At 66.8% G+C, this 24,352-nt stretch carries 22 protein-coding genes; 9 read left to right on the top strand and 13 right to left on the bottom strand.

Going from position 1 to position 24,352, the window contains the following annotated elements; translation table 11 throughout:
* Positions 1–4: 4 nt before the first annotated feature.
* Both ABZ789_RS00110 and ABZ789_RS00105 read right to left on the bottom strand, forming a co-directional pair.
* Positions 5–610: a GNAT family N-acetyltransferase gene (locus ABZ789_RS00110; RefSeq protein WP_358417163.1), complete on the bottom strand. Its 606-nt coding sequence runs from the start codon at positions 608–610 to the stop codon at positions 5–7.
* 9 nt (positions 611–619) lie between these two features.
* Entirely contained in the window at positions 620–1,837 is a 1,218-nt protein-coding gene (locus tag ABZ789_RS00105; protein ID WP_358417160.1) for a winged helix DNA-binding domain-containing protein, read from the bottom strand.
* 152 nt (positions 1,838–1,989) lie between these two features.
* Between ABZ789_RS00105 and ABZ789_RS00100 the strand changes: the two genes are divergently transcribed.
* Positions 1,990–3,180, top strand: a complete 1,191-nt coding sequence (locus tag ABZ789_RS00100) for an FAD-binding oxidoreductase (RefSeq protein ID WP_358417157.1) — start codon at positions 1,990–1,992, stop codon at positions 3,178–3,180.
* A 129-nt stretch (positions 3,181–3,309) separates the two neighbouring features.
* On the opposite strand, the gene ABZ789_RS00095 is transcribed toward ABZ789_RS00100, so the two are convergent.
* From ABZ789_RS00095 to ABZ789_RS00085, 3 genes are read right to left on the bottom strand one after another with little or no spacing between them, the layout of a single operon-like run.
* Positions 3,310–4,335 (bottom strand): DUF3445 domain-containing protein, encoded by a 1,026-nt coding sequence (locus ABZ789_RS00095; protein WP_358417154.1) that lies wholly within the window; start codon positions 4,333–4,335, stop codon positions 3,310–3,312.
* Positions 4,332–5,327: a PDR/VanB family oxidoreductase gene (locus ABZ789_RS00090; protein WP_358417152.1), complete on the bottom strand. Its 996-nt coding sequence runs from the start codon at positions 5,325–5,327 to the stop codon at positions 4,332–4,334. Before ABZ789_RS00090 ends, ABZ789_RS00095 begins: the two co-directional genes overlap by 4 nt.
* On the bottom strand, positions 5,324–5,827 hold the full coding sequence (locus ABZ789_RS00085) for a dimethylamine monooxygenase subunit DmmA family protein (RefSeq protein WP_358417149.1): 504 nt from the start codon (positions 5,825–5,827) through the stop codon (positions 5,324–5,326). The genes ABZ789_RS00090 and ABZ789_RS00085 overlap by 4 nt, the downstream gene beginning before the upstream one ends.
* 406 nt (positions 5,828–6,233) lie before the next feature.
* Between ABZ789_RS00085 and glnT the strand changes: the two genes are divergently transcribed.
* The 5 genes from glnT to ABZ789_RS00060 all read left to right on the top strand — a co-directional run bounded on the left by glnT (position 6,234) and on the right by ABZ789_RS00060 (position 11,396).
* A complete protein-coding gene (gene glnT / locus ABZ789_RS00080) occupies positions 6,234–7,613 on the top strand; it encodes a type III glutamate--ammonia ligase (RefSeq protein ID WP_358417146.1) in 1,380 nt (459 codons plus the stop codon).
* 24 nt (positions 7,614–7,637) lie between these two features.
* Positions 7,638–8,525: a glutamine amidotransferase gene (locus tag ABZ789_RS00075; protein ID WP_358417143.1), complete on the top strand. Its 888-nt coding sequence runs from the start codon at positions 7,638–7,640 to the stop codon at positions 8,523–8,525.
* 35 nt (positions 8,526–8,560) lie between these two features.
* Positions 8,561–9,274 carry a protein glxC gene (locus ABZ789_RS00070; protein WP_358417140.1) on the top strand — a complete coding sequence of 238 codons (714 nt, stop codon included), beginning with the start codon at positions 8,561–8,563 and terminating at the stop codon, positions 9,272–9,274.
* Positions 9,275–9,317: 43 nt separating this feature from the next.
* On the top strand, positions 9,318–10,643 hold the full coding sequence (locus tag ABZ789_RS00065; protein ID WP_358417137.1) for an FMN-binding glutamate synthase family protein: 1,326 nt from the start codon (positions 9,318–9,320) through the stop codon (positions 10,641–10,643).
* Between the two features lie 105 nt (positions 10,644–10,748).
* Positions 10,749–11,396, top strand: coding sequence for an XRE family transcriptional regulator (locus tag ABZ789_RS00060; RefSeq protein ID WP_358417135.1), 648 nt, complete (start codon positions 10,749–10,751; stop codon positions 11,394–11,396).
* Positions 11,397–11,462: 66 nt separating this feature from the next.
* Here ABZ789_RS00060 and ABZ789_RS00055 read toward each other — a convergent pair whose 3' ends face one another.
* A complete protein-coding gene (locus tag ABZ789_RS00055; RefSeq protein ID WP_358417133.1) occupies positions 11,463–12,803 on the bottom strand; it encodes an ammonium transporter in 1,341 nt (446 codons plus the stop codon).
* Positions 12,804–13,105: 302 nt separating this feature from the next.
* On the opposite strand from ABZ789_RS00055, the gene fdhD reads away from it, so the two are divergent.
* The gene (fdhD, locus tag ABZ789_RS00050) at positions 13,106–13,936 is read left to right on the top strand and encodes a formate dehydrogenase accessory sulfurtransferase FdhD (RefSeq protein WP_358417130.1); all 831 of its coding nucleotides are present in this window, start codon (positions 13,106–13,108) and stop codon (positions 13,934–13,936) included.
* Positions 13,937–13,946: 10 nt separating this feature from the next.
* Here fdhD and ABZ789_RS00045 read toward each other — a convergent pair whose 3' ends face one another.
* The 7 genes from ABZ789_RS00045 to ABZ789_RS00015 all read right to left on the bottom strand — a co-directional run bounded on the left by ABZ789_RS00045 (position 13,947) and on the right by ABZ789_RS00015 (position 21,629).
* Positions 13,947–15,128: a lipase family protein gene (locus ABZ789_RS00045; protein ID WP_358417128.1), complete on the bottom strand. Its 1,182-nt coding sequence runs from the start codon at positions 15,126–15,128 to the stop codon at positions 13,947–13,949.
* An 18-nt stretch (positions 15,129–15,146) separates the two neighbouring features.
* Positions 15,147–15,935, bottom strand: coding sequence for a glucose 1-dehydrogenase (locus ABZ789_RS00040; protein WP_358417125.1), 789 nt, complete (start codon positions 15,933–15,935; stop codon positions 15,147–15,149).
* Between the two features lie 46 nt (positions 15,936–15,981).
* On the bottom strand, positions 15,982–16,638 hold the full coding sequence (locus tag ABZ789_RS00035; RefSeq protein WP_358417122.1) for a PaaI family thioesterase: 657 nt from the start codon (positions 16,636–16,638) through the stop codon (positions 15,982–15,984).
* The gene (locus ABZ789_RS00030) at positions 16,635–17,504 is read right to left on the bottom strand and encodes a MaoC/PaaZ C-terminal domain-containing protein (RefSeq protein WP_358417119.1); all 870 of its coding nucleotides are present in this window, start codon (positions 17,502–17,504) and stop codon (positions 16,635–16,637) included. Before ABZ789_RS00030 ends, ABZ789_RS00035 begins: the two co-directional genes overlap by 4 nt.
* A 5-nt stretch (positions 17,505–17,509) precedes the next feature.
* Entirely contained in the window at positions 17,510–19,699 is a 2,190-nt protein-coding gene (locus ABZ789_RS00025; RefSeq protein ID WP_358417116.1) for an acyl-CoA dehydrogenase, read from the bottom strand.
* A gap of 33 nt (positions 19,700–19,732) precedes the next feature.
* Positions 19,733–20,896 (bottom strand): steroid 3-ketoacyl-CoA thiolase, encoded by a 1,164-nt coding sequence (locus ABZ789_RS00020; RefSeq protein WP_358417113.1) that lies wholly within the window; start codon positions 20,894–20,896, stop codon positions 19,733–19,735.
* Positions 20,897–21,011: 115 nt separating this feature from the next.
* Positions 21,012–21,629, bottom strand: coding sequence for a TetR family transcriptional regulator (locus tag ABZ789_RS00015; RefSeq protein ID WP_358417110.1), 618 nt, complete (start codon positions 21,627–21,629; stop codon positions 21,012–21,014).
* A gap of 202 nt (positions 21,630–21,831) precedes the next feature.
* On the opposite strand from ABZ789_RS00015, the gene ABZ789_RS00010 reads away from it, so the two are divergent.
* A complete protein-coding gene (locus ABZ789_RS00010) occupies positions 21,832–22,752 on the top strand; it encodes a 3-oxoacyl-ACP reductase (RefSeq protein WP_358417107.1) in 921 nt (306 codons plus the stop codon).
* Positions 22,753–22,786: 34 nt separating this feature from the next.
* Positions 22,787–23,530, top strand: coding sequence for an SDR family oxidoreductase (locus tag ABZ789_RS00005; protein WP_358417104.1), 744 nt, complete (start codon positions 22,787–22,789; stop codon positions 23,528–23,530).
* The last annotated feature ends 822 nt before the right edge of the window (positions 23,531–24,352 follow it).

The raw sequence follows: 24,352 nt of genomic DNA, 5'->3' as shown, positions 1-24,352 counted from the left end.
CCGGTCAGCGCGGCTGTCGCCACATCCCCCAGAGTGTCGGTCCTCCACGGGGGACGACGATTTCGCGAGTGACCTCGAACCCGAACCTCTCGTAGTAGGAGATGTTCTGCTCCTTGCTCGATTCGAGGTAGGCAGGAGCATGTCCGGCGTCGGCACGGCTCAGCCCGACGTTCATGAGCACCGACCCGAAGCCCCCGCCGCGTGCAGCAGGCGACGTGCCGATCGTCGACAGATACCAGTGCGGCTCCTCCGGGTGCGCCGCGTCGAGCGTCTCGCTCACGTCCCGCCCTCGTCCCATGTTCCTGCCGAGCGTTGCGTAGAACGCCGGAAGCAGCCGCAGCGAGGTCCACAGATCGCCGCGCCACCGACCGGGCGGAGCCCACATCGCTGCGCCTCCGACCATGCCGTCGGACACGGCAAGGTCCGTGGCACCGAGCGGGACCATATGGTGGCGGGCGTCGGCCGCGAAGAAGCGGGTCATGCGCCGGATCCGATGCTGTTCGTCCGGGAACATCCACATGAAGGTCGGGTCGTCGGAGAATGCTTCGGCCAGCACCGGAGCGAAGGTGGGGATGTCGCCGGGCGTGGCGGCTCTCGATTCCACGGGCATGTCCGAAGCCTACGACGAGGACATTCCCGGCCGGTTGCCTTCGGACGCGCCCGCGAGTTCTTTCGCGAGCGGCGTCGGGAATCGGGCCATGACCTTGACTTTGCCGAGCCACTCGTCGAGGCGCTCGGCCTCCTGCTCGAGCACCGACCTCCCGTCCGCTCCGATGTCCTCGAGCAGGTGCAGTTCCACAGCTCCCGACTCGCTCTGCCACCACGTTCCGACAATCCGGCCGTCCCACCAGGCTGTGGGACCGGCATTGCCGTTCGAGTCGAACAGATCGTTCTTGTACGGCCCCAGATACCAGTCTCGTTCGGTCCACCCCATCACGGTGGGATCCAGCGCCGGCAACAACACACCCCACGGTTCGACGGGAGCGGGCTCCTCGAGGTCGTGGGGAAGGAGATATCCGGGACGGCCGTCGAGGTCGACCTCGACCACATCGAGTTCGGCGAGGGCCGCGCGCACTGCGGCAAGGGTCGAGCCCAGCCACCACTTGATGTCGGCCTCGGTCCCCGGCCCGAAGACCCGCAACCACGATTCCACGAGCGCACGCACACTGTCGGTTTCGTCGCGTGGTTCGATCGCTGCACCGAGCCACGATTCCGTCGACGCCCAGGTCGGACGCGACACCCGCCATGATCCCTTGTTGGACGCCCGTACCACTTTTCCCTCGGCGGACAGCACCGTGAGGACCCGCGGGGCGAAGGGCACCTTGCCGCCCCACGACTTGCCGATCCCGTAGTCGACAGCGCTGTCGAGGAGGGGAATCTCGGCACGCAATTCGCTCGACGTCGCTTCTCGTCCGCCGGACAGGGCTTCGAGGACGTGCGCACTCACGTCGTCGAGCCACTGCCCTCCGTCTCGGTGCAGTCCGGCTTTCTCGGCGTCCTTGATCACCTGCCGACGCTGCGCCGCGGCCACCCGCGCACTCGCGCCCGCCTGCACGACCGGAAGCACGTCGCGAGGGACGACGAAGACCGTCCGCCGCATCGCCATGTGCTTGACGAGAGAGCGATCGCTGTAGAGCGCCTGCTCGAGGTCGCGGACCGTGAAGTCGTCGACCCGCGCCCACGCGGACAGGAAGACGCTCGACGGATCGGTGCCGTGCAGACACACCATGCTCGTCGCAGCCTCGACGGCGTGGAACGCGCGGTGTTTCGGATGCAAGCGATGCCTGGCGGCCAGTCGTGCCCGGCGTTCGCTTGCCCCGATCCTCCGCACAGCCATGAAGGCATGGTAGGTGCGAGGTACGACACCAGTGGTCGAGAATTTACGTTGTTGTCACGTACCGAGGTTCACATCTGTTTCTTAAGCTGCAACAGTGTTTATCGTCAATAGACACAGGCGGAGACGCCATATCGGAGCGGTGAGGAAACCCAATGGCAGAGAGCGCACGAGTAGTCATCGTCGGCGGCGGACTCGAAGGACTCGCGACAGCGTGGTCTCTCGCCGAGCGGGGTGAGACCGACGTCCTCGTCCTGGAACGGGAAACACTGTGCTCGGGCATGACCGGCAAGTCGAGCGGCATCGTCCGCTGCCATTACGGCGTCCCGTCCCTCGCGGCGATGGCGTGGCACGGCGTCCGGGTGTTCTCCGAGGCCGACGACATCTTCGGCACCGACATCGGCTTCCGGCAGACCGGGTACATCGTGGGTGTCGGTGAGAACAACACCGCGCCGCTCGCGGCGAATGTCGCGATGCATCGCGCACTCGGGGTGCCGGTCGAGGGAATCGGAGCCGACGAGGTGCGCCGACTCTGGCCGGGGATCTCCCTCGACGACTTCGCCGCCTTCGCCTACGAACCCCTCGGTGGTCACGGTGACGCCTACATGACCGGAATGGCATACGGGGCGAAAGCCCGCCGACTCGGCGTGCGCGTGCGACAGTCCACCCCCGTCGCCACTCTCCTGCAGCGCGACAACGGCGAGGTCTACGGCGTGCGCACCGCTGCAGGCGACGAAATCCACGCCGATACGGTGGTTCTCGCGACCGGCGTGTGGTCGCCGACGCTCGGCGCGACCGCCGGCGTCGACATCCCGATCCGAGCCCAGCGTGAGCCCATCCTCCTCGTGGACCAGGGTGAACCCACCCCCGACGTGCCGACATTCTCCGACCTGGTCAACCTGCACTATGTGCGTCGCGAACCGAACGGCGATCTGCTCGTCGGCAACAGCGACCACTCCGCTCCGGAGTTCGCCGATCCCGACAACTATTCGAACCACGCGACCGACGACTACATCGAGACCGCGATCGCCAAGCTCGATCGACTGCTTCCCGACATGCCCGACCCGAAGCTCTCGTCGACCTACGCCGGTTGCTACGACACCACTCCCGACTACAACCCGATCATCGGCCCCTCCCCTGCCCCCGGACTGTTCCTGCTGGTGGGCTTCAGCGGGCACGGATACAAGATCTCCCCGGCGGTGGGCCGCCTCGCTGCCGACCTCCTGCTGGACGGCATCTCCAGCGACCCGGCGGTCGACGGAACCGACTTCCGTTATTCGCGGTTCGAGGAGGGCAAGCCGCTCGCGAGCCTGAATCCGTATGCCGGAGCAGGCGAAATGCGCTAGGAGTGCTCCCGAGACCGGGGTTGTTCGCGAGAGATCGAGAAGATCCGCAACAACCCCGGTCTCGACGGCATCAGGACGATCCGCACCATCGAGTTCGGGGCGGGCCGCCGAGAACGAATCCGGAGGTCTTCACGCCCGCACGCCCCCGAAGGTTCGCAACCAGCGCAGGCCCGGCTCGCGGGTACGGGTGATGCCCTTGTAATCGGCCATGTCCGCCGGTAGCTCGTCGAGCACACGGTAGAGACGGTCGGACCACTCGGGCACTCTGGCGATGTCCTCGAACGGCAGCAGATGGGTGCGGATGAGGAACATGATCGTGCCGGAAACGCCGAGACGCACTAGGTGCTGGACCTCGACTCGCAGATTCAATCGTCGCCCGACCTCCTCGAGCGGGCCTTCGGCGAGCAGCCGCCGATCGCGGCCCCACTGTGGGTAGGCCTCGGTGGACTGATCGAGCCTCCGGTCGACGCTGAGCGACCAGTTCGTGCGCCGGTAGCACTGACCGGGCTGCAGGCCCATGAGGAACTGTTGTGCGCGCGGAATGACTCCTTCGGTGTGGACGCGCGGAACAGGTCCGTGGATCTGCAGGAAAGACATACCGACGTCGAAGCGCAGCGACCAGTCGGCCGCGAACGTCACGAGTCCGGCGTCACCCCAGAGTGCGCCGTCGCGCTGGTCGAGCAGGACGATGTCCTCCTGGATGTGCCGACCGATGAAGCGCAGGGGCGGCTCGGGCAGGGTGGACCGCTCACCGAAGACGAAAGCCTGCTCTACGTCGAGCGCTCTGTTCGTGAAGCACAGAATCGCACCGTCACGGTCGAGGGAGAAGGTCCGGGGATCGGCGTCGACGAGCATCCGCATCAAGGTGACCATCGCGTCCCACTGGGCGACGTCCATGTGGGGCAGGGCCTGGAATCGAGTGGGATCCTCGGCAAGAATCCGCTCACGCTCGGCCAGATCGTCCCGGTAGTGCGCGTCGAGATCGACCGGGTGCTCTCCCCATCGGCCCGCAGCGGTGTCCACCGCGCTTCCGGCGGGTTCGACGTTGGTGCTGTATCGATACGTGTCGCGGAGGAAGGGGAACGGAAACCGTGCGATTCGATCGGGAAGATCGGCACCACCGTCGTGAACCGCGAAATCTACTGCCGCACTCATAGTTCCAACTCCAATCGTGGTCCGCTCGCGCGGGAGACGCAGGGCATGAGACAGTCGCCTGCCTCCTTCTCCGCAGCAGTCAGGAACAGATCGCGATGGTCGACGTCGCCGCTCACCACAGGAAGCCGGCACTCACCACACACGCCCTGCCGGCACAAGCTGGGTACTGCGATCCCCTGGTTTTCGAGAGCTTCGAGCAGGCTGACACCGGGGTCGACGCCCACCTCGCTGCCGCTTCGGCGCAGGCGTGCGGTGAACGGTGCGCCGGGGTCGAGGTCGCCGACACCGAAATGCTCGTAGTGGAGGCGGGCGTCGGGCCATCCCGCGCTGCGGGCACGTGCCGTCAGCTCGTCGATCAGTCCCGACGGTCCGCACACGTACATGTGCGTGCCGAGCGGCTGGTCCAGCAGCGCCGGGCCCATGTTCTCCCAGAACTCACCCGAGCCGGAATACGTGCGGAGTCGTGCCCCACACAACCGGCGCAGTTCGTCCAGATGCGGCCCGTCGCCGGCACGGAAGGCGTAATGCACCTCGAACGACCGTCCCCACTGCACGGCAGCGCGCACGTGCGACAGGATGGGTGTGACGCCGATTCCGCCGGCGACGAGGACATGATGGCGGGCGGTGAGGACCGGAGCGAAGGCACTGCGTGGCGTACTCACCCGTACCGGGTCGCCGACCTGCAATCGGTGGATCCACCTCGAACCGCCCCTCCCCTGGTCGTCGAGCCGCACCGAGATCCCGTAGTGATCCGGCTCGAACCCGGGTCCGGTGAGCGAGTAGGAATTCCGGCGCGGCCGCCCATTCGGACCGGTCCCGCAGGTGACGACGATGTGACTGCCCGGGGTGAAGGACGGCAACGCGTGGCCGTCGGGCGAAATCATGCGCACGTGCAGCACCGTCGGAGACAATTCGGTCGTCTCGGCGACCGAGAGCACCAGATCGCTTCCGGCAGAGGAATTTTTCGTGGGGGTTTCGGAGATCAGGGTCATGGCCGTTCCTCCGCATCGGACATGAAGCCTAGGTAAGCACCGTGCATACGCGAGACATGATGGTAGACAACAAGGTTCGTTCGACACGTCGGGCAGGTGGTACACCCGCCGACCTCGACGGTGGCGACATGGGCCGTATGGCAGTGCCCGCAGTAGACAGTGCGGTCGGCGGTATCGATCGGTATCGGAAGGATCTCCGCGTCGAGCAGTCCCCCTCCCCTTGCCGCGGCACCGGCCGAGAGAACCGCCGCTTCGGGCCCGACGAGAACCAGGCGCCACCCGATGCGTGCACCACCGAGTCGACTGCCGAGTACGCGCGCGGCGGTCTCACCCCACTCGTCGGGCAGGCACATCCAGTCCGTCCGGCAACCGTCGAAGGACGACAACAACTGTCGCGCCCGAGTCGCAGCTGCCGCACCGAAGGACAGGATCGTGACGGTCCGCGCCCCGGCGGCGATGTGCCGCTCCTCGTCCCACCGCGGCACACTGGTGGTCTCCATATGGACACTCATGGCTGCGCCCGAAGACGTAACACCCCGGAAGACGGAGTAGTACGCGCATGCGTCCCGAGTCGGGTGGATCGAATGTCGAGCATGAGGACTCCTTCGAACGGTGCGGAACACGCGCTGAGACGAGACGTCGATCGCTGATGTGAAACGGACGGTAATACGAAGAAACGAGGCGATGGTTGCCGATCGGTTAACGCGTGTAACCGATCTCGGACCCACCACCCCCGATCGCGCGCGACCGTCCAGAGCCGTGCCACGGCGACCCTCCACACCGGCCGCAGGCAAGCGTCACCGCAATCTCACTGCTGCGTAACACACACGTCATGACAAGACTGTTTCCTAATGTTCGACACTGATTCATATTGTGAAACCACGCCGTAGAAACCGAGGAGTTCCCATGACGCTGGAAGCCACCGACATGTCCGTGTTGCGTCTCCAGTCGACGAACGGCCGGTCGCCTGCAACTTCCGAATCCCCTGACCTCGCCGAACTCGCCCGAACCACCGGCACCCGCTTCATCCTCGCGGTCTTCACCACGCTCTCCGGAAAGCCTTGCGCCAAGCTCGTTCCCGTCGAATCGGTCGAAGAGCTCCAGACCGACGGCGTGGGCTTCGCCGGTTACGCCGCCGGCACCATCGGACAGGTCCCCAAGGATCCCGACCTCGTCGCCATCCCCGACGCGAGCTCGTTCACCCCCATCCCGTTCGTGCGCGAAGGCCTCGCGCTCGTCCACTGCGACCCGCACGTCGAAGGCAAGCCCTGGCCGTTCGCACCGCGCGTGATCTTGAAGAGTGTGCTCGCCGAGGCCGCGCGCAAGGGCCTGTCGGTCAAGGTCGGCGCGGAGATCGAGTACTTCCTCGTCCAGCGCGACGAGCACGGAGCACTTCGGACCGCCGACCGTCTCGACACCTCACGTCAGCCCTGCTACGACGCCCGCGACGTGACCCGCATGTACGACCACCTGACATCGATCTCGGCCGCGATGAACCGGCTCGGGTGGGGCAACTACGCCAACGACCACGAGGACGGCAACGGCCAGTTCGAGCAGAACTTCCAGTACGCCGACGCACTGACCACCGCGGACCGCGTTGTGACGCTGCGCTATCTGCTCTCGGTTCTCGCCGAGCAGCGCGGCATGACGGCGACCTTCATGCCCAAACCGTTCGCCGATCGCACGGGCTCCGGGATGCACATGCACCTGTCGCTCTGGCGCGGTGAGACTCCTGTCTTCCCCGACGCCGCAGATCCTCGCGGGCTCGGCCTCTCCGAGACCGCGTACTCGTTCATCGCAGGGATCCTCGAACACGCCGGCGCGCTGCAGGGGGTGATCGCGCCGACCGTGAACTCCTACAAGCGCACCGGCGCGACCACCACCTCGTCGGGTGCGACGTGGTCGCCCCGATACGCGACCTACGGTGGCAACGATCGCACGCACTACCTGCGTGTCCCGGACGCCAACCGCGTCGAACTGCGCGGCGGCGACGGTTCGGCGAATCCCTACCTCGCGACGGCTGCGACGGTCGCCGCAGGACTCGACGGAATCGAACGATGCCTCGACCCGGGCGTCCCCGGTGTCGGTGGATCGTCGGACACCCTGCCGATGACGCTGCTACACGCGATGGACGCGCTCTCGGCCGACCCGGTCGTCTCCGGTGCTCTCGACACCGCCGGGCCAGGCGTCGCCGACTACTTCGCCTCCCTCAAGAGGGAGGAATTCTTCCAGTGGCACAACACCGTGACGCCATGGGAGATCGACAGCTACCTGACAGCTTTCTGAACCGATCGAACAGGAGAGACGACCATGTGCGGAATCGTCGGACTTCACTTGCGGGACACCACGCTCGAACCTCGACTGGGCGCGCTGCTCACCGGGATGCTCGGGCAGATGGTGGACCGAGGTCCGGATTCGGCGGGTGTCGCCGTCTACGGCAACCCGACTTTCTCGCCCGCCGGCGAATCGTCGGTCTCGCTGCTGGACGCACCCGCAGACCTCGACGAACGACTGGGCGACGCCCTCGGAGTGACGGTGGGCGTGGTCGAGCTCGCACCGACCACCGTCGTTCACGCACCCGTCCCCGCGGCTCTGCTCGCCGACACCGTCCGGGCGATCACTCCGACGGCCACCGTCATCGGCTTCGGCGACGACGTGACCGTGCTCAAGGGCACCGGCGACCCGCGTGATCTCGCCGAGAGTTTCGGACTGCCGGCGGCGTCGGGATGGCAAGGTGTGGGCCACACCCGCATGGCCACCGAATCGGCCGTCACAGCAGCGGGTTCTCACCCCTTCGCGGTCGGGCCCGACCAGTGCCTCGTCCACAACGGGTCGTTCTCGAATCACTTGTCGATCAAGCGTGAACTCGAAGCGGAAGGGGTGCGCTTCGACAGCGAGAACGACACCGAGGTCGGTGCCCGGTTCGTCGCGAAGCATCTGGCCGAAGGCGCCGACCTCGAGAAGTCGCTGCGCCTGCTCGGCGAGCGCTTCGACGGCTTCTACACCCTGCTCGTCTCGACCTCCGACTCGTTCGCCGTGGTCCGCGATCCCATCGCCTGCAAGCCCGCGATCGTCGCCGAATGCGACGCCTACGTCGCCATGGCATCCGAATTCCGCGCGCTTGCCGGACTTCCCGGGATCGCCGACGCCCACATCTTCGAACCCGAACCGGAACGGGTCTACGTATGGCATCGCTGACCGCATCCGCCCTCATCCCGCCCCCGGAGACCACCATGACCGCCGATATCCTCTCTCCCGACAGCCTGACCGAGGCCACCCGGTTCGACCTGGACGTGACCACCACCCGTGAACTGAACGCGGCGCTGCACGCGATGGAAGCACCGGCCTCGGCGTACGTGACGAATCCGCAAGGCGGCCACGCCGTAGCGTGCGGCCTGAACCGGCCGATCGACGTCCGCATCGAGGGCCACGTCGGCTACTACGCAGCCGGAATGAACAAGCATGCGCGCGTCACCATCGACGGCAATGCCGGCGTCGGAGTGGCCGAGAACATGATGTCGGGCACGGTTCGCGTCACCGGTGACGCCTCCCAATCCGCGGGCGCGACCGCCCACGGTGGACTGCTGGTGATCGAAGGCAACGCCGCGGCGCGCTGCGGAATCTCGATGAAGGGTGTCGACATCGTCGTCGGCGGCGATATCGGGCACATGAGCGCCTTCATGGGCCAGGCGGGGCGACTCGTCGTCCTCGGTGATGCCGGCGAGGCCCTGGGTGACTCGCTGTACGAGGCGCGGATCTACGTGCGCGGCACCGTCGCCTCGCTCGGCGCGGACTGCGTGAAGAAGGAGATGCGCCCCGAACACGTCGCCGAGCTGCAGGAACTGCTCGATGCCGCCGGGTTCGACGCGGACCCCGCCGAGTTCACCCGCTACGGCTCGGCCCGCCGGCTCTACCACTTCCACGTCGACAACGCCGCAGCGTACTGATCGCTCGCCATCGTTCACCCGCTCGACACCCGAGGAGACTTCCATGACCTTCCGCCCCGGACTGCGCGAGTCCGCCACCTTCGACCGCAATGTCATCCACGAGATCCAGCGTGCCGCTTCGACCGGCATCTACGACATCCGCGGCTGGGGCGCCAAGCGCAAGGTTCCCCACTTCGACGACCTGGTCTTCCTCGGCGCGTCGATGTCACGGTACCCACTCGAGGGCTACCGCGAGAAGTGTGAGACGGACGTGATCCTCGGCGATCGGAATGCGAAATACCCACTGCACCTGGATATTCCGGTGACCATCGCCGGGATGAGCTTCGGCGCCCTGTCCGGGCGCGCGAAGGAGGCTCTCGGACGCGGAGCAAGTGAGGTCGGCACATCCACCACCACCGGCGACGGCGGGATGACCCCCGAGGAGCGCGGGCAGTCCAAGCACCTCGTCTACCAGTACCTGCCGTCGCGCTACGGGATGAACCCCGATGATCTGCGCAAGGCCGACGCGATCGAGGTGGTCCTGGGCCAGGGCGCGAAGCCGGGCGGTGGAGGAATGTTGCTCGGCCAGAAGATCACCGAGCGTGTTGCGGGGATGCGGACGCTGCCGGTCGGTATCGACCAGCGCAGCGCCTGCCGCCATCCGGACTGGACCGGCCCCGACGATCTCGCCATCAAGATCATCGAACTGCGGGAGATCACCGGCTGGGAGAAGCCGATCTACGTCAAGGTAGGCGCGACCCGCACCTACTACGACGTCAAGCTCGCAGTGAAGGCCGGCGCGGATGTCGTGGTGGTCGACGGGATGCAGGGCGGCACGGCAGCCACCCAGGACGTGTTCATCGAACATGTCGGCATCCCGACGCTCGCCGCGCTCCCCCAGGCCGTGCAGGCGCTGCAGGAGATGGGTGTGCACCGCACACCGGGTGGTGTGCAACTGATCGTCTCGGGCGGCATCCGTTCGGGCGCCGACGTCGCCAAGGCCATGGCGCTCGGCGCCGATGCCGTCGCCATCGGCACGGCCGCGTTGATCGCCCTCGGCGACAACGATCCGCGCTATCAGGCCGAATACGAAGCACTGGGATCGGCTGCCGGCTTCTACGACGACTTCCAGGACGGCAAGGATCCAGCAGGCATCACCACCCAGGATCCCGATCTGCAGGCCCGCTTCGATCCCGTCGAGGGTGGCCGGCGGCTCGCGAACTACCTGCGGGTGCTCACGATGGAGGCCCAGACCATCGCGCGCGCATGCGGCAAGTCACACCTGCGCAACCTCGAACCGCAGGATCTCGTCGCCGTCACGATGGAGGCAGCGGCGATGGCTCGGGTGCCGCTCGCCGGAACCGACTGGATTCCCGGCCGACCGGCCTGACGCAGCGGTCGATCACTCCCCGCCCTCCGTGTGCTCCCGACTCCCGGGAGCACACGGAGGGCTCACGTGTGTCCACTACCAGTGGACAGGCGCTACGCTGACGACATGACCAGCCCCGACCGCGACGTCCTGTACGACGATTCCGGACGCGAAGTCCCGCGCGGCACTCCCACCGGCGTCGATCTGGAACGGGCGATAGCACATCAGGTCCGCTCGCTGCGCCTCGCCAGTGGCCTGTCCGTCGGCGACATGGCCGCCAAGGTGGGGATCTCCAAGGCGATGCTCTCGAAGATCGAGAACGCCCAGACCTCGTGCAGTCTGTCGACCCTCGCCCGGCTCGCCGCCGGTCTCGACGTACCCGTCACCTCGCTCTTCCGAGGTGCCGACGCGCACCGCGACGCGGTGTTCACCAAGAACGGTCACGGCGCCGAGATCGTCGGCCGCGGTACGCGGGTGGGCCACCACTACGAACTGCTCGGCGCACTGCGCGGCCAGCACAAGCGGCTCGAACCGGTCCTGGTGACCCTCAACGACGCGAGCGACGTCTTCCCCCTGTTCCAGCATCCGGGTACCGAACTGCTGTACATGCTCGAAGGTGAAATGCTCTACGGGCACGGAGATTCCGAATATCACCTGCAACCGGGTGACGCCCTGCTCCTCGACGGCGAAGGATTGCACGGACCGAACGAGCTCGTGACTCTGCCCATCCGGTTCCTCGCCGTCACGGCGTATCCGGACAATCACCAGCCGTGAACACGCCGGAGCCCTCCCCACACCGAGTGGGGAGGGCTCCTACGGTTCGATAGACGGATGCGTCCGTCAGGGCTTCGTGGGCACGATGATCTCGCGATCCTCGGAGAACGCCTCGGGACGCAGTGACGACGGGCCGGCCGGAGAGATCGAGTCCATCACGTAGGCCGTCTCCCCGTGCACGGGGACGTCGATACCCTGCATCTCGGTTTCGGCGTCCACCCGGATGCCCATGATCTTGTCGAGCGCCTTGGCGATCAGGAAGGTGACCGCGAACGAGTACGCGAAGACTGCCGCCATCGCCACGACCTGACGCCCGAGGAAGTCGATACCGCCACCGAAGAACAGACCGTCGACTCCCGCCGGTGCCGCCGCCGTCGCTACGAACGCGATGAGGGTCGTGCCGACGACACCGCCCATGAGGTGGATGGCGACGACGTCGAGGGAGTCGTCGTATCCCGCCCGGAACTTCCAGCCCACGGCGAAGCAGCCCACCGCACCCGCGACCGCACCGATCAGCAGGGCGCCGAGCGGGGAGACGAGACTCGCCGCAGGCGTGATGCCCACGAGTGCGGCGATGACGCCGGAGATCGCCCCGAGCGTGGTGGCGTGCTTCTCCCTGATGCGTTCGACGATCAGCCACCCGAGAAGACCCGCCATGGCCGCGACAAGGGTGTTGAGCACGACGACACCCGCCATGTGATTGGCACCGCCCGCGGACCCGCCGTTGAAGCCGAACCAGCCGAACAGCAGGATGCCACCGCCGAGGACGACCAGGGGCAGGTTGTGGGGACGTGCCACGTGCGGGAATCCACGACGGCGTCCGAGCGCAATCGCGAGCGCGAGGGCCGCGACGCCCGAGTTCATGTGCACCGCGGTGCCACCTGCGAAGTCGTGTGCGGCCAGCGTGTTGGCAATCCATCCGCCCTTCGTGCCGGCCTCCTCGTCGTCGAAGGCGAACACCCAGTGCGCGACAGGGAAGTAGACCAGCACGACCCAGATGCCCGAGAACACCAGCCAGGCCGAGAACTTCATCCGGTCGGCCACAGCACCGGCGATGATCGCGACGGTGATCCCGGCGAAGAGGAGATGGAAGGCCGCAGTCAACGCGGCGGGCATACCGCCGGCCGGGTCTTCTTCGAGCAGTGAACCGAGACCGATGTCGCTGAACGGATCACCGATGAGGCCGAGCCCTCCGACGCTGTCTCCGAGCACAGCGGCGGGACCGAAGAGCACCCACAGCACGGCGGTGACCGCGAAGCCGCCGAAGACCATCATGATCATGTTGAGTGCGCTCTTGATGCCGAGCATGCCGCTGTAGAACAGCGCCAGACCGGGAATCATCAGTACGACTGCTGTGAATGCCGCCAATATCCAGGCGGTGTCGGCGGCCGCGAGTGCCTGTTCCATAGTTGCCCACCTTGCTCATCCGGGGTACGCGACCCCCACGCCAATCGGTGACCCACATTCATCACCGTCCCCTGAGAGTGGACCGATTCTGTAATGTCCCTGCGAGGGCGGGGTGAACTTCGTGTAACGCCGCCACACCAGGGCGATGCGAGCCGGGCGCCGCAACGAACGGGCAAGATGGAGAAATGATGCGACGCACCCAGCCGGTTCACGGAGCCCGCGACTTCCGGGTATCCCACACCGGCCGAACGCCGCGAGAACGACACTTCGGATCCACTGCATCTGCAGCGGGGAGGTAGGCGATGGGACGCGTCACGACACGCCGGCCGGTCCTGCGGATCACCGCGGACAGGGTGGGGCGGCGGCCCGACACCCTCGCCGTCGAGGAACCACTCGAGATCAGGGTCGGCGGTGACTCGCTGACGATCACCATGCGCACCCCTGGGCACGACGTCGATCTCGTACACGGATTCCTGCTGGCCGAAGGCATCATCGGCAGTCGCGAGGACATCGCCTCGGTCCGGTACTGCGACGGGGTCGACGAGAGCGGCGCGAACACCTACAACGTTCTCGACGTCACTCTCGCTCCCGGCATGACGATTCCGGAAGGCACGGGGCGCCGCGCCTTCACCACCACCTCCGCATGCGGCGTGTGCGGGAAGAACTCGCTCGACGAGGTACGCACCCGCACCCGGTACCCGCTCCGGGATTCGACGAGTGCGTCGATCGGGAAGCACACACTCACCGAACTTCCCGACACGCTGCGCCGCAACCAGCAGGTCTTCGAGTCCACCGGCGGCCTGCACGCAGCCGCACTGTTCACGGTCGACGGTGCCCTGCTGACGCTGCGGGAAGACGTCGGCAGGCACAATGCGGTCGACAAGGTGCTCGGGCGGGCACTGACCGACAACCGGATCCCGCTGTCGGACAGCGTGCTCATGGTGAGCGGACGTGCTTCCTTCGAACTCGTGCAGAAGGCCGTCATGGCCGGGGTTCCCGTGCTCGCTGCAGTGTCGGCACCGTCTTCGCTGGCGGTCGACCTCGCCGCGGAGTCCGGCCTGACCCTGGTCGGCTTCCTCCGCGGCGACTCGATGAACGTCTACACCGCACCCGAGCGCATCAAGACCGACTGAGACATCGACCTCAGCTGCACGTACCTTCCGGTATCTCGCCCGCGCGGACTCCGTCGACGAATGCCCGGACGTCGTCGAGGGACTCCTCGAGCACCGCGCGATGGTCGGCTCCCTCGTACACCCGGTAGGTCAAACCGGCGCCGTTACCGCACAGCGCCGCGGTCACCCCGTCCGTGGTCGCACGTGAGACCAGCACATCGTCGGTGCCCTGCACGACGAGCGTCGGCACCGACAGGGCGAGGTCTTCGAGCTCCTGGCCCGCGTAGTACTCACGGAGCACGTCGAGGTCCGCACCGGGCGCGAACACCTGATCCACCGGGATCGAGTTCGCCACCTCGCGGATGTCGTCCATGCACCCGGTGCGCGCTGCGTCGAGCAGGGGGCGCGACGCGTCCGTGAGCATCGCGTCGGCATCGATGTTCGGATCCGCCGCCTCGGCTCCGAGCAGCAGGACCGGCAGGAAGCCGAGCGCCGGACCGATCGCGGGACCGGCGGTGGCGTAGAACTGAGCCGTCTCGCTGGTCCGGCTTCCGGGGGCGAAGGCGACCGCACCCTGCAGTTCGAGCTCGGGGGCACGTTCTTCGCCCCGTGCTGCCGCGTACAGCGCGGCGTGCCCGCCCTGGCTGTGCCCCATCGCCACCCACCGGGCACCGATACCCGGATCCAGTTCTCGGGCGGCACGCACGATGTCGACGACACTGGCCGCCGCGCTGTCTCCGTTCATGTAAGGATGCCCGCCCGGAGTGCCGAGGCCCTCGTAGTCGGTCTGGACCACGGCATAGCCGTCGGCCACCCAGCGATCCAGTACGGCCGTGGTCCTGCCGACATAGGAGTGGGCCGGGCCGCCGGGGGTGTCGGCGGAGGGCGCGCAGGCGTCGCCCACACCCGTGGTGCCGTGCGCCCAGCTGATCACGGGCCAACCTCCCTCGGGCGCCTCCCCTTCCGGGATCGCCACGGTGCCCGACACCAGGACGGGACGTCGATCGGCGCCCTCGGACAGGTAGGTGATCAGGTGCGTTCGCGAAGCACTGGGGAGTGCCGCGGCGCCGGCGAGCGGACGTTCGGTGACCAACGACCCGGGTCCGCCGGTTTCCTTCTCGCCGTGGCCGCCGCTGTCGGAACAGGATGTGATACCGAGCACCGAAGCGACGGCGACTACTGCAACCACGCTCCGGGGAGTACGACAGATCATGCATCCTCCATTGGGATTTCAGTCCACATCGGGCGCCCACTGCACACCGTTGATGTGACTTCCGCCGTCGACGAACAGCGTGTTGCCGGTGAGATAACGCGAGTCGTCGCTCGCGAGGAAGGCCGCGACCGTGCCGATGTCGTCCAGAGGATCGCCGATACGGCCCATCGGGTTCGCCGTGGCCTGCGTCGCCGCCATCTGCGGATCTGCCTCCGCAACCCGCTGATACGCCGCGCTCTGCGCGCCGGGACAGATCACGTTGCAGCACACCTGCTTCGGAGCCCATTCTCGCGCCGCGGTACGGGTCATACTGCGTAACGCCTCTTTCGCGGCGTTGTACGACACCGAGTACATGTGCGCGTTGACCCCGTTGAGACTGCACATGTTGATCACACGTCCGGTTCCGCGCCGGGCAAGCTCCGGATACGCACGCTGCATCGCCCAGAATGCAGCCATCACGGCCATGTCGAAACCGGCCTGCATGCTCTGTTCGGGCGTCTTCTCCAGACGAGCGAAACCCAATGAACGCCAGGCATTGTTGACCAGAATGTCGAGGCGGCCGAACTCGCCGACAGCCGTGTCCACCATTGCGTGAACCTGCTCACGGTCGGTGACATCGGTCGGCACGAAGTGTGCCCGCACTCCCCACCGATCGGCGAGCCGACGGGCGGTTTCCGCCCCTGCCGCCTCGTCGATCTCGGCGACCACGACGCTCGCGCCCTCGCGGGCCAGCGCCTCCGCGACCCCACGGCCGACTCCCATACCGGCTCCGGTGACAATCGCCACCCGTCCATCCAGTTTCCCCAAGTCCGATTCCTTTCCCGAGTGCCGACGAGGTGCCCGCCGATGTCCGTCAGCGAGGACGGGGAACGGTCTTGTCGATGAAGAGCGCCTCGACGGACACACATACGGTGCCGTCCGAAGTTCTGATCTCGCCGACCGTCTCGATCTTGCGGCCGTCCTGCCCGACCAGACGGCCACTGATCGTCAGCGGCTCGAACAAGGGGGCCGGGCGGTGGTATCTCACATTGAGCTGGGCGGTGGCGCCGCTGCGTCCGGCCCACGCGTTGGCCACGCCCAGGGTGTGATCGAGAAGAAGAGCCGAGACTCCTCCGTGTACATGGCCGGGCGGGCCCTGGTACGGAAAGGTCAGTTCGACGACGCCTTCGACCGATCCGTCCTCGCGACCGGCGAGCACCAGCGGTGGGGCGAGGGCGTTCTCCGGTCCCGTGACGGGATCGTGCCGGGTGACACCCTCTCCGTGCCACATGTCGATCAGTCTCTCCTGCACTTCCGGGGCATGTTCCTCGAGGTGCTCGGCGATGCTGTCGAGTTCCTCCGCGACCCGCTCGAGGTTCGCGTTGGCCCGGTCGGTGCGCAGCAACGCGTCCACCACGCGCCGGGCAGCAGCAGTGGCGCGGTCGACGGCGGTGTCCTGCGGCGCCGACGTCAGGACCGTGCCGTCGGGTGCCGTCCCCACGGTGGGGTGGACATCGGGATCGACTTTCATCGGACCTCCATCGCGGCGTGGGTGAGCACCGGTTGCCCGTCGCGTTCGGGACATGTGGCGAGCAGCGTGAGGGTGTCGCCGTCGCGCCAGACCGCCGTCTCGATCGTCTCTCCCGGATACACCGAACCGGCGAACCGGACCGAGAACGACCGGACCCGTGTGGGATCCCCGTCCAGCACACCGTCGACGACCGCCTTGCACACGACGCCGTACGACGCGAGTCCGTGCAGGATCGGTTTGTCGAAGCCGGCCGCCTTCGCGAACTCGGGGTCGGCGTGCAGGGGATTCATATCGGCGCTGAGGCGGTACACCAGCGCTTGCTGGGTGCCCGTGGGCGAAACCAGCATCTTGTCGGCTTCGCGTTCGGGCACCGCATTCGGCACGTCGGGACCGGGGCTACCGCCGAAACCGCCCTCACCACGCGCCCAGATCTGCATTGCCGTGGTCCACAACGGATTTCCGTCAGCATCGGTGGCAGTCTGCTCGAGCACGATCACCGCGGCCTTGCCCTTGTCCCACACATCCGCGATTCGCGAGGAGATCGTGGCCGAACCCGCGAGCGGGATGGGCGCGTGCACGGTGAGGGACTGGCCACCATGAAGAATCCGGCGCAGATCGATGTCGATTCCGGGCAGGTTCAGCCCGGCGGGGGTTACCGTCCCGGCGGAGATCCCCTGACCGGCGACCATCGCAAAGGTCGGCAGGACCTGTAGGTCCTTCTCGTACACCCACCGGAGTTCGCCGGGATCCAGCGAGGCGACGCCGGCGCCCAGTCCGAGGTGGTAGAGGATCACGTCGCGTTCGGTCCAGGCGGCCTCGCGGACGGCGGGAGCGGCAGAGAGCGCGGCATTCGGATCGATGGGCATAGCGGTCACCTTCCGGGTTCGGGGTCGCGGGGCAGACCGAGGATCCGCTCACCGATGATGTTCAGCTGCACATTCGTCGTCCCACCAGCGATGGACATGCACTGGACGTTCAGGAACATATGGGTGGCCGAGTCGCGGTCCTGATCGTCGAGCAACGAGGCCGGTCCGGCCCAGTCCATCGCGAGCTCCCAGACCTGCTGGAGGTGTTCGACACCGAGCAGCTTGGCGACGGACGACTCGGCACCCGGTTGCCCACCGGCCAGGGAGCGCATGGCGGTACGCAGGCCCATGAGGCCACCGGACGCCGCATCACCGAGCACCTTGCCGAGGACGGTGAGCTGTTCGTCGTCCGGCCCGCCGGGAGTGTTCTCCGCGAGCCCCATGAGGACCTCGCAACCCGCCCCGAAGGTCGAGTCGTGCGAGAGAGAGACGCGCTCGTTGGCGAGGGTGGTGCGAGCCAGTTTCCATCCGTCGCCGGGCTCGCCCACGAGGCACTCGTCGGGCACGAAGACGCCGTCGAGGAACACCTCATTGAACAGGGCCTCGCCGGTGATCTCCCGCAACGGCCGGATGTCCAGACCCTCCGTGTTCCTGATGTCGATCAGGAAATAGGACAGGCCTTTGTGTTTGGGAGCGTTCGTGTCGGTGCGGGCGAGACAGATTCCCCAGTCGGCGACCCGCGCCATCGACGTCCACACCTTCTGGCCGTCGAGCTTCCAGCCGCCGTCGACCTTGACGGCCTTCGTGGACAGGCCCGCCAGGTCCGACCCGGCGCCGGGTTCGGAGAAGAGCTGGCACCACACGAGATCCCCGCGCAGCGACTGCGGGACGAATCGCTCGATCTGTTCGGTGCTTCCGTGTGCGATCAGTGTGGGCACCACCCAGTTGCCGATGATCATGTCGTGTGGCTCGAGTCGAGCGGCACGCAGTTCCTCGGCGATGACCAGTTGTGTGACGGCGTCGGCGGCCTTACCCCACGGCGCGGGCAGATGCGGGGTGGTGTAGCCCTTTTCGGCCAGATACGCCTTGCGTGCTCCGCCCTCGAGTGTCGTGGCCGGTTCCAGTTCTGCGCGGATGTCGGCGCGGATCTGCTCGGCCTCGGCCGGCAGGTCGACACTCAGCACGCGGCGGACCCCACCGAGCGTGAGTCGGGCGACCCGGCGCTGCCAGGACGCCGTGGAGCCCAGCAGGATCCGGAGCGATTGAGCGCGACGCATGTACAGGTGCGCGTCGTGCTCCCAGGTGTAGCCGATGCCGCCGAGAACCTGAATGCAGTTCTTGGTGACCTGGAAGGCCGCCTCCGGGGCGATGGACGCGGCGACGGCCACGGCGAGCGATGCCTCGTCGTCAGAGACATCATCGTCCAGTGCTCGCGCCGCATCCCACGCCACGACCCGGGCCTGTTCGGTGAGGCAGAGCATCCGGGCGACGGTGTGCTTGACGCCCTGGAACTGTCCGATCACGCGACCGAACTGCTTTCGGACCCGGGCGTAGTCGGCGGCCGTGGTGGTTGCCCGATCCGCGAGCCCGGCAGCCTCGGCAGCGAACAGGGTCGCTGCGATATCGACGATCCGCTGCGGGTCCAGCGTCAACACGTCCTCGTCGCACAAGGCTGCGGCACTCGCGGTGATCTCGGCGTTCCGCCGAACCACGTCGTAACTCGGCAGGTTCGTGACCTCGACCCGATCGCGAGCGACGACGACGAATACCCGCTTGCCGGCGTCATCGGCCGCGAGCAGGAACAGATCGGCCACCTGTCCCCCGAGGACGACACCCGAGGTTCCCGAGAGAGTGACGGAGCTGCCGTCCCGAACGACGCGTAATCCGCCCGGCTGCAGGGAGACCGCCCCGAACAGGGAACCGTCCGCAAGTCCTTCGAGTTCGGTGCGTCGTCCCGCCGCGTCGAGGACCGCGGAGACGATGACGGTCGGCAGGAAGGGGCCGGGAACCATGGCCCTGCCGAGTTCTTCTGCGACGATCGCTGTTTCGAGCAGGCCGAAGCCGGCACCGCCGACCTCCTCGGGGAGGTGCAGTCCCAGCACGCCGAGCGCGGCGAGCGAGTTCCAGTAGGTGGGGCGCGCTTCCGCCTTCGCATCGACGGCCGCGCGGATCACCTCGGATGTCGCGTGTCGCGCAGCCCAGCCGCGTACGGAATCGCGGAGCTCGCGGTCCTCGTCACTGAGTCCCAGAGTCATGAACGGGTCCTTTTGTTGGAAGAGTGTCCGGCGTCAGATGCGCTCGATGATGGTCGCCGTGGCCATCGCGCCACCCGCGCACATCGTGACCAGCGCAGTCGAACGGTTCGATCGCTCGAGTTCGTGCAGGGCACTGGTGATCAGCCGGGAACCGGTGGAACCGACCGGATGTCCGAGTGCGATGGCCCCACCGTTGACGTTGACCTTGCTCATGTCGGCGTCGTGGACCTGAGCCCAGGACAGCACGACGGAGGCGAATGCCTCGTTGATCTCGACGATGTCGATGTCCGACAGCGACATCCCGGTGCGATCGAGCACCGCGCGAGTCGCGTCGATCGGTCCGTCGAGGTGGTAGTACGGATCGGAGCCGACGAGCGTGGACGCGAGGATGCGGGCGCGCGGGCGTAATCCCGCAGCCCGTGCTTTTTCCTCGCTCATCAGCAGTACTGCGGCAGCACCGTCGCTGACCTGGGACGAGTTTCCGGCGGTATGGATTCCGCCCTCGATCACCGGCCGGAGACCTGCAAGCCCCTCCGCGGTGGTCTCGCGAAGCCCGCCGTCACGGGTCACGGTGGCGATCTCGCCGGTGGGCTCACCTTCCTTGGTCACCACCGGCGCCTGGACGGGGACGATCTCGCGGTCGAATCGGCCTTCCGCCCATGCGGTTGCGGCGCGCATCTGCGACTCGAGCCCGAGGGCGTCGACGTCGCCTCGCTTGATTCCGCGCTTCGCCGCGATCCGCTCGGCCGAGGTGAACTGGTCGCCCATGTCGATCGACCAGTCGTCCGGATAGGGATTTCCCGTGCCCGGCGCGTTGGCCTGGCCGAGGAACACCCGGCTCATGACCTCGACACCGCACCCGATGCCGGCGTCGATCTGCCCGGAGGCGATCAACCCTGCAACCATGTGCACCGCCTGCTGCGAAGAACTGCACGCACAGTCGATGGTCGTCGCAGCGGCCGTGTACGGGAGGCCTGCATGGAGCCAGGCCTGGCGGGTGACGTTGTTGGACTGCTCCCCCGCCTGCGTGACGGCGCCCCCGACCAGCTGACCGATCTGCTCGGGCGGGAGGCCGGTGCGGTCGAGGACCGCCTTCTGGGCGGCACCGAGCAACACCGCGGGATGCACCCCGGCGAGTTGACCGCGGCGGCGGCCGATCGGTGTGCGCGCAGCCTCCACGATGACGACGTTGCTCATGCCCACTCCAAGCTGTTTGACGATATTGAAATTTATTCTATTGACGTAGATCACAGATTCTCCCGCTGTCCCACCGAGCGGGACCGCGCTTGCAGGCAGCACTTCGGGAAGCCGGTCAGCGCGAACGGACCGAAAGGTCGACCAGCAGCAGCCGGCAGGCTGTGCCCAGATCGGCCTCGACCTCGGGGATCGAGGATCGGCCGTTGAGTGCGGATTGAACGAGACCGAACCACAGCGCCACCACCAGTCGCACGAGGGTCGCGTCACGAACCGTGGGTTCCTCGATACCCGCCGCCGCCAGGAGAAGCCGATCGAAATGCCGATCGATCTTCGCCACATCGGGAATGGTGGCAGCGTTCGACGAGGCGGCGGACTGGATCATCGCGTTCGCCAGCAGCGGCGTACGCACCAGGGCCCGGGTCGCTTGCAACAACGCCTCGTAGACGGCGTCCACCGGCGAGGCAGACGCGCGAGAGTGCCTGGTGAGCTGGACCCCCATTCGATCGATCCGGTCGACCATGACCGCCACGAACAGGTGGGTCTTGGACGGGAAGTAACGGTAGAGGGTGCCGATGGCGACGCCCGCGAGTTCGGCGACCTCCTGCATCCGCACCCGCTCGAGTTCCTTTTCTGCACCCAATTGCGCTGCGGCACCGATTATTCTGTCGTAACGCGCGTGCTGCTCCACCGAACTCGGCTCGGCCGCATCCCGTGCCTCCGCAAGCCTCGGCATCCTCGACTCCTCCCCTTGGTGACCGATCGGCACTTCGACCGTCGCGGCGACGAACGTTCCAGGCAGAGCAGGTCGCAGCCCCACCCGTCCCGGCCAGCGGGACCGGTTCGACGGCCGGATCACACGCCGCCGCAGACTAGAATGAATACTAATTCTGCCGCGGTGCAATGACCTACCTCGGCGACCGAACAGGAGACGTTGCATGGGTGAATCTCTGAGTCTGGCCGGGCGCGCAGCCGTAGTGACCGGTGCCGGGGCAGGTCTCGGCCGCGCCGAAGCCCTCGCTCTCGCCGAAGCCGGCGCGGCGATCGTCGTCAACGACATGGGCGACGCGGCACATCAGGTCGCGGAGGAGATCGTGGCGGCCGGCGGCCAGGCGATCGCCGTCACCGGAGACGTATCCGACTGGTCTCTCGGCGGCCGCCTCGTCGACGAATCGGTCGAGGCATTCGGATCCTTCGACATTCTCGTCAACAACGCAGGCATCATCCGCGACAAGATGATCTTCAATCTGACGGAGTCCGACTGGGACGACGTGATCCGAGTTCACCTCAAAGGACACGCCGCAACCTCACACGCCGCCGCCGTCCACTGGCGCCAGAAGAGCAAGTCGGCCGGTGGACCGGTCTACGGACGCATCGTCAACACCTCGTCGGAAGCTTTCCTCTTCGGTCCGGCCGGACAGCCGAACTACGCCGCCGCGAAAGCCGGCATCACGGCGCTCACCCTGTCCACGGCTCAGGGTCTGGGCCGCTACGGCGTCACGGCCAACGCGATCTGCCCCCGCGCGCGCACCGCGATGACAGCGGAGGCCTTCGGCGACGCCGATGCCACGACCGGACTCGACCCGCTCGCCCCCGAGCGCGTAGGCACGCTGGTGCGTTATCTCGCATCTCCCGCGTCCGCGGAGATCACCGGGCAGGTATTCGTGGTGTACGGAAAGATGGTCGCGCTCATGGCATCACCGAAGGTCGAGAACCGCTTCGATGCAGCCGGTTCCGCCTTCACGGCCGAAGAGCTCGACCAGCAGCTCTCGTCGTACTTCTCCGGTCGCGGCCCGTACGAGACGTACGCCGCGTACAGTATTGCGGAGCTCGAGAAAGTTGCACTCGAAGTCGATTGATCGCCCCGCGCCACGTCAGCGAAGGGAGCACGGGATGAGACTTGCGGAGAAGGTCGCGATCGTCACCGGTGGTGCCGGAGGGATCGGGCGCGGCATCGTCCGGGCGTTCGTGGAGGAAGGCGCCCGAGTCCTGTTCGTCGACATCGACAGAAACGCGGGTGAGGCCCTCGAAACCGAACTGGGCGGAGCCGGACAGTTCCTCCGCGCGGACATCTCCGAGGAGGCAAGCGCCGGGACGATCGTCGCCGCCGCCGTCGAGCGATTCGGCAAGGTCGACATCCTCGTCAACAACGCGCACGCGTCCAGGCAGGCACCGCTACTGGAAACCACGCAGGAGATGCTCGACCTGTCGTTCGGCACGGGCTTCTACCCGACCTTCCGACTGATGAAGGCCGCTTATCCCGAGCTCGCCGTGAACAGAGGGTCGGTGATCAACTTCGCGTCGGGAGCCGGGATCGAGGGAAATGTGCGGCAGGGGTCCTACGCCGCCGCGAAGGAAGCGATCAGAGCGATCAGCCGCGTGGCTGCCAACGAGTGGGCTGCAGACGACATCAACGTCAACCTCATCTCACCTCTGGCGCTGACCGAAGGCGTCGAGGCGTACATCGCGGCCAATCCCGGTGTCGAGGAAGAACTGCTGGCGAAGACCCCACTGCACCGGTTCGGTGACCCGCAGGCCGATATCGGGCGCGTCGCGGTCTTCCTCGCCAGCGAGGACGCGTCCTACATCACCGGCCAGACGCTGATGGTCGACGGCGGGACCATCAAACTGCGCTGACCCGGACCATTCACCCCGGAACCGGGTGTACGCCCCCGGGTTCCGGCCACGCCTTCCCGCGCCGGCACCAACCTCAGGTCGGTGCGGTTCGCGGGACATTCGGGGCCAGTAGGCCGGGCCGTCCTCAAAATCTGGAGACTGGTCTTGAAGCAGAGATTCCGCCACGACCGGATTCAGAAGCTGCGAATACCAGTCCTTCGTAGCGTTCTTACTCGTCAGAGCAGTGACTTGACGGCGATCGCCCGGACGGAAGCGAGATCGTAGAGATGTTAGGACTGGGCGGTGTGCTCGCACATCGCCCAGTCGTCGATTATCAGCACCAGCTGCCGAGTGTATTTACGCATGTGTTGGCCGATGGCGGGATCGGTGTCCACCGGCCAGATCGGCGAGCATTTGGACACATTTTGACGGACCGCACGTCCACCCCGGCGGGCGATCTCGCCCTCGCCAGAGCGCCTGCGGGGCACTTGAGGTGGCCCGAATTGCCCATCGCGGGTTTCGATCAGGCGCGCATCGGGGGCTGAGCATGCCGGTCTCAACGCAGTGCGCGGGCTGGGATCGAGGATGGTCAGGAAAGGTGCCTCACCAACGGTTCATGAAAAGTATTTAGCAGTTCAAAGTTTCTGATGAGGTTACGGATCAGACTGAGCGTTCGGCATTGAACGGGCATCGTATGTGGCCCGCCCGCGCAACAACGCTGGCGCAGCTTTCCCGACGTCAACCTGGGTGGCAGGTCCCCGATAGTCGGTCCGGTCGGTTCTAGAGCCGGTTCCTCTGTGCAGTCGATCAGTCGATCTCACACGCCACCGGCTGGTGCCGGTG

This window comes from Rhodococcus sp. NPDC047139 (assembly GCF_040643435.1).
Taxonomy (GTDB): Bacteria; Actinomycetota; Actinomycetes; order Mycobacteriales; family Mycobacteriaceae; genus Rhodococcus.
Note: the sequence above shows the minus strand (reverse complement) of the source record. Positions and strands in the feature narration are given on the sequence as shown.

Coding starts and splice junctions, on each gene's coding strand:
- ABZ789_RS00020 (WP_358417113.1), bottom strand. CDS start 20,896: ATGAGCAACGTCGTCATCGTGGAGGCTGCGCGCACACCGATCGGCCGC.
- ABZ789_RS00035 (WP_358417122.1), bottom strand. CDS start 16,638: ATGAAAGTCGATCCCGATGTCCACCCCACCGTGGGGACGGCACCCGAC.
- ABZ789_RS00105 (WP_358417160.1), bottom strand. CDS start 1,837: ATGGCTGTGCGGAGGATCGGGGCAAGCGAACGCCGGGCACGACTGGCC.
- ABZ789_RS00015 (WP_358417110.1), bottom strand. CDS start 21,629: ATGCCGAGGCTTGCGGAGGCACGGGATGCGGCCGAGCCGAGTTCGGTG.
- ABZ789_RS00025 (WP_358417116.1), bottom strand. CDS start 19,699: ATGACTCTGGGACTCAGTGACGAGGACCGCGAGCTCCGCGATTCCGTA.
- ABZ789_RS00055 (WP_358417133.1), bottom strand. CDS start 12,803: ATGGAACAGGCACTCGCGGCCGCCGACACCGCCTGGATATTGGCGGCA.
- ABZ789_RS00045 (WP_358417128.1), bottom strand. CDS start 15,128: ATGATCTGTCGTACTCCCCGGAGCGTGGTTGCAGTAGTCGCCGTCGCT.
- ABZ789_RS00095 (WP_358417154.1), bottom strand. CDS start 4,335: ATGAGTGCGGCAGTAGATTTCGCGGTTCACGACGGTGGTGCCGATCTT.
- ABZ789_RS00090 (WP_358417152.1), bottom strand. CDS start 5,327: ATGACCCTGATCTCCGAAACCCCCACGAAAAATTCCTCTGCCGGAAGC.
- ABZ789_RS00060 (WP_358417135.1), top strand. CDS start 10,749: ATGACCAGCCCCGACCGCGACGTCCTGTACGACGATTCCGGACGCGAA.
- ABZ789_RS00010 (WP_358417107.1), top strand. CDS start 21,832: ATGGGTGAATCTCTGAGTCTGGCCGGGCGCGCAGCCGTAGTGACCGGT.
- ABZ789_RS00030 (WP_358417119.1), bottom strand. CDS start 17,504: ATGCCCATCGATCCGAATGCCGCGCTCTCTGCCGCTCCCGCCGTCCGC.
- ABZ789_RS00085 (WP_358417149.1), bottom strand. CDS start 5,827: ATGGAGACCACCAGTGTGCCGCGGTGGGACGAGGAGCGGCACATCGCC.
- ABZ789_RS00110 (WP_358417163.1), bottom strand. CDS start 610: ATGCCCGTGGAATCGAGAGCCGCCACGCCCGGCGACATCCCCACCTTC.
- ABZ789_RS00100 (WP_358417157.1), top strand. CDS start 1,990: ATGGCAGAGAGCGCACGAGTAGTCATCGTCGGCGGCGGACTCGAAGGA.
- ABZ789_RS00070 (WP_358417140.1), top strand. CDS start 8,561: ATGACCGCCGATATCCTCTCTCCCGACAGCCTGACCGAGGCCACCCGG.
- fdhD (WP_358417130.1), top strand. CDS start 13,106: ATGGGACGCGTCACGACACGCCGGCCGGTCCTGCGGATCACCGCGGAC.
- glnT (WP_358417146.1), top strand. CDS start 6,234: ATGACGCTGGAAGCCACCGACATGTCCGTGTTGCGTCTCCAGTCGACG.
- ABZ789_RS00065 (WP_358417137.1), top strand. CDS start 9,318: ATGACCTTCCGCCCCGGACTGCGCGAGTCCGCCACCTTCGACCGCAAT.
- ABZ789_RS00005 (WP_358417104.1), top strand. CDS start 22,787: ATGAGACTTGCGGAGAAGGTCGCGATCGTCACCGGTGGTGCCGGAGGG.
- ABZ789_RS00075 (WP_358417143.1), top strand. CDS start 7,638: ATGTGCGGAATCGTCGGACTTCACTTGCGGGACACCACGCTCGAACCT.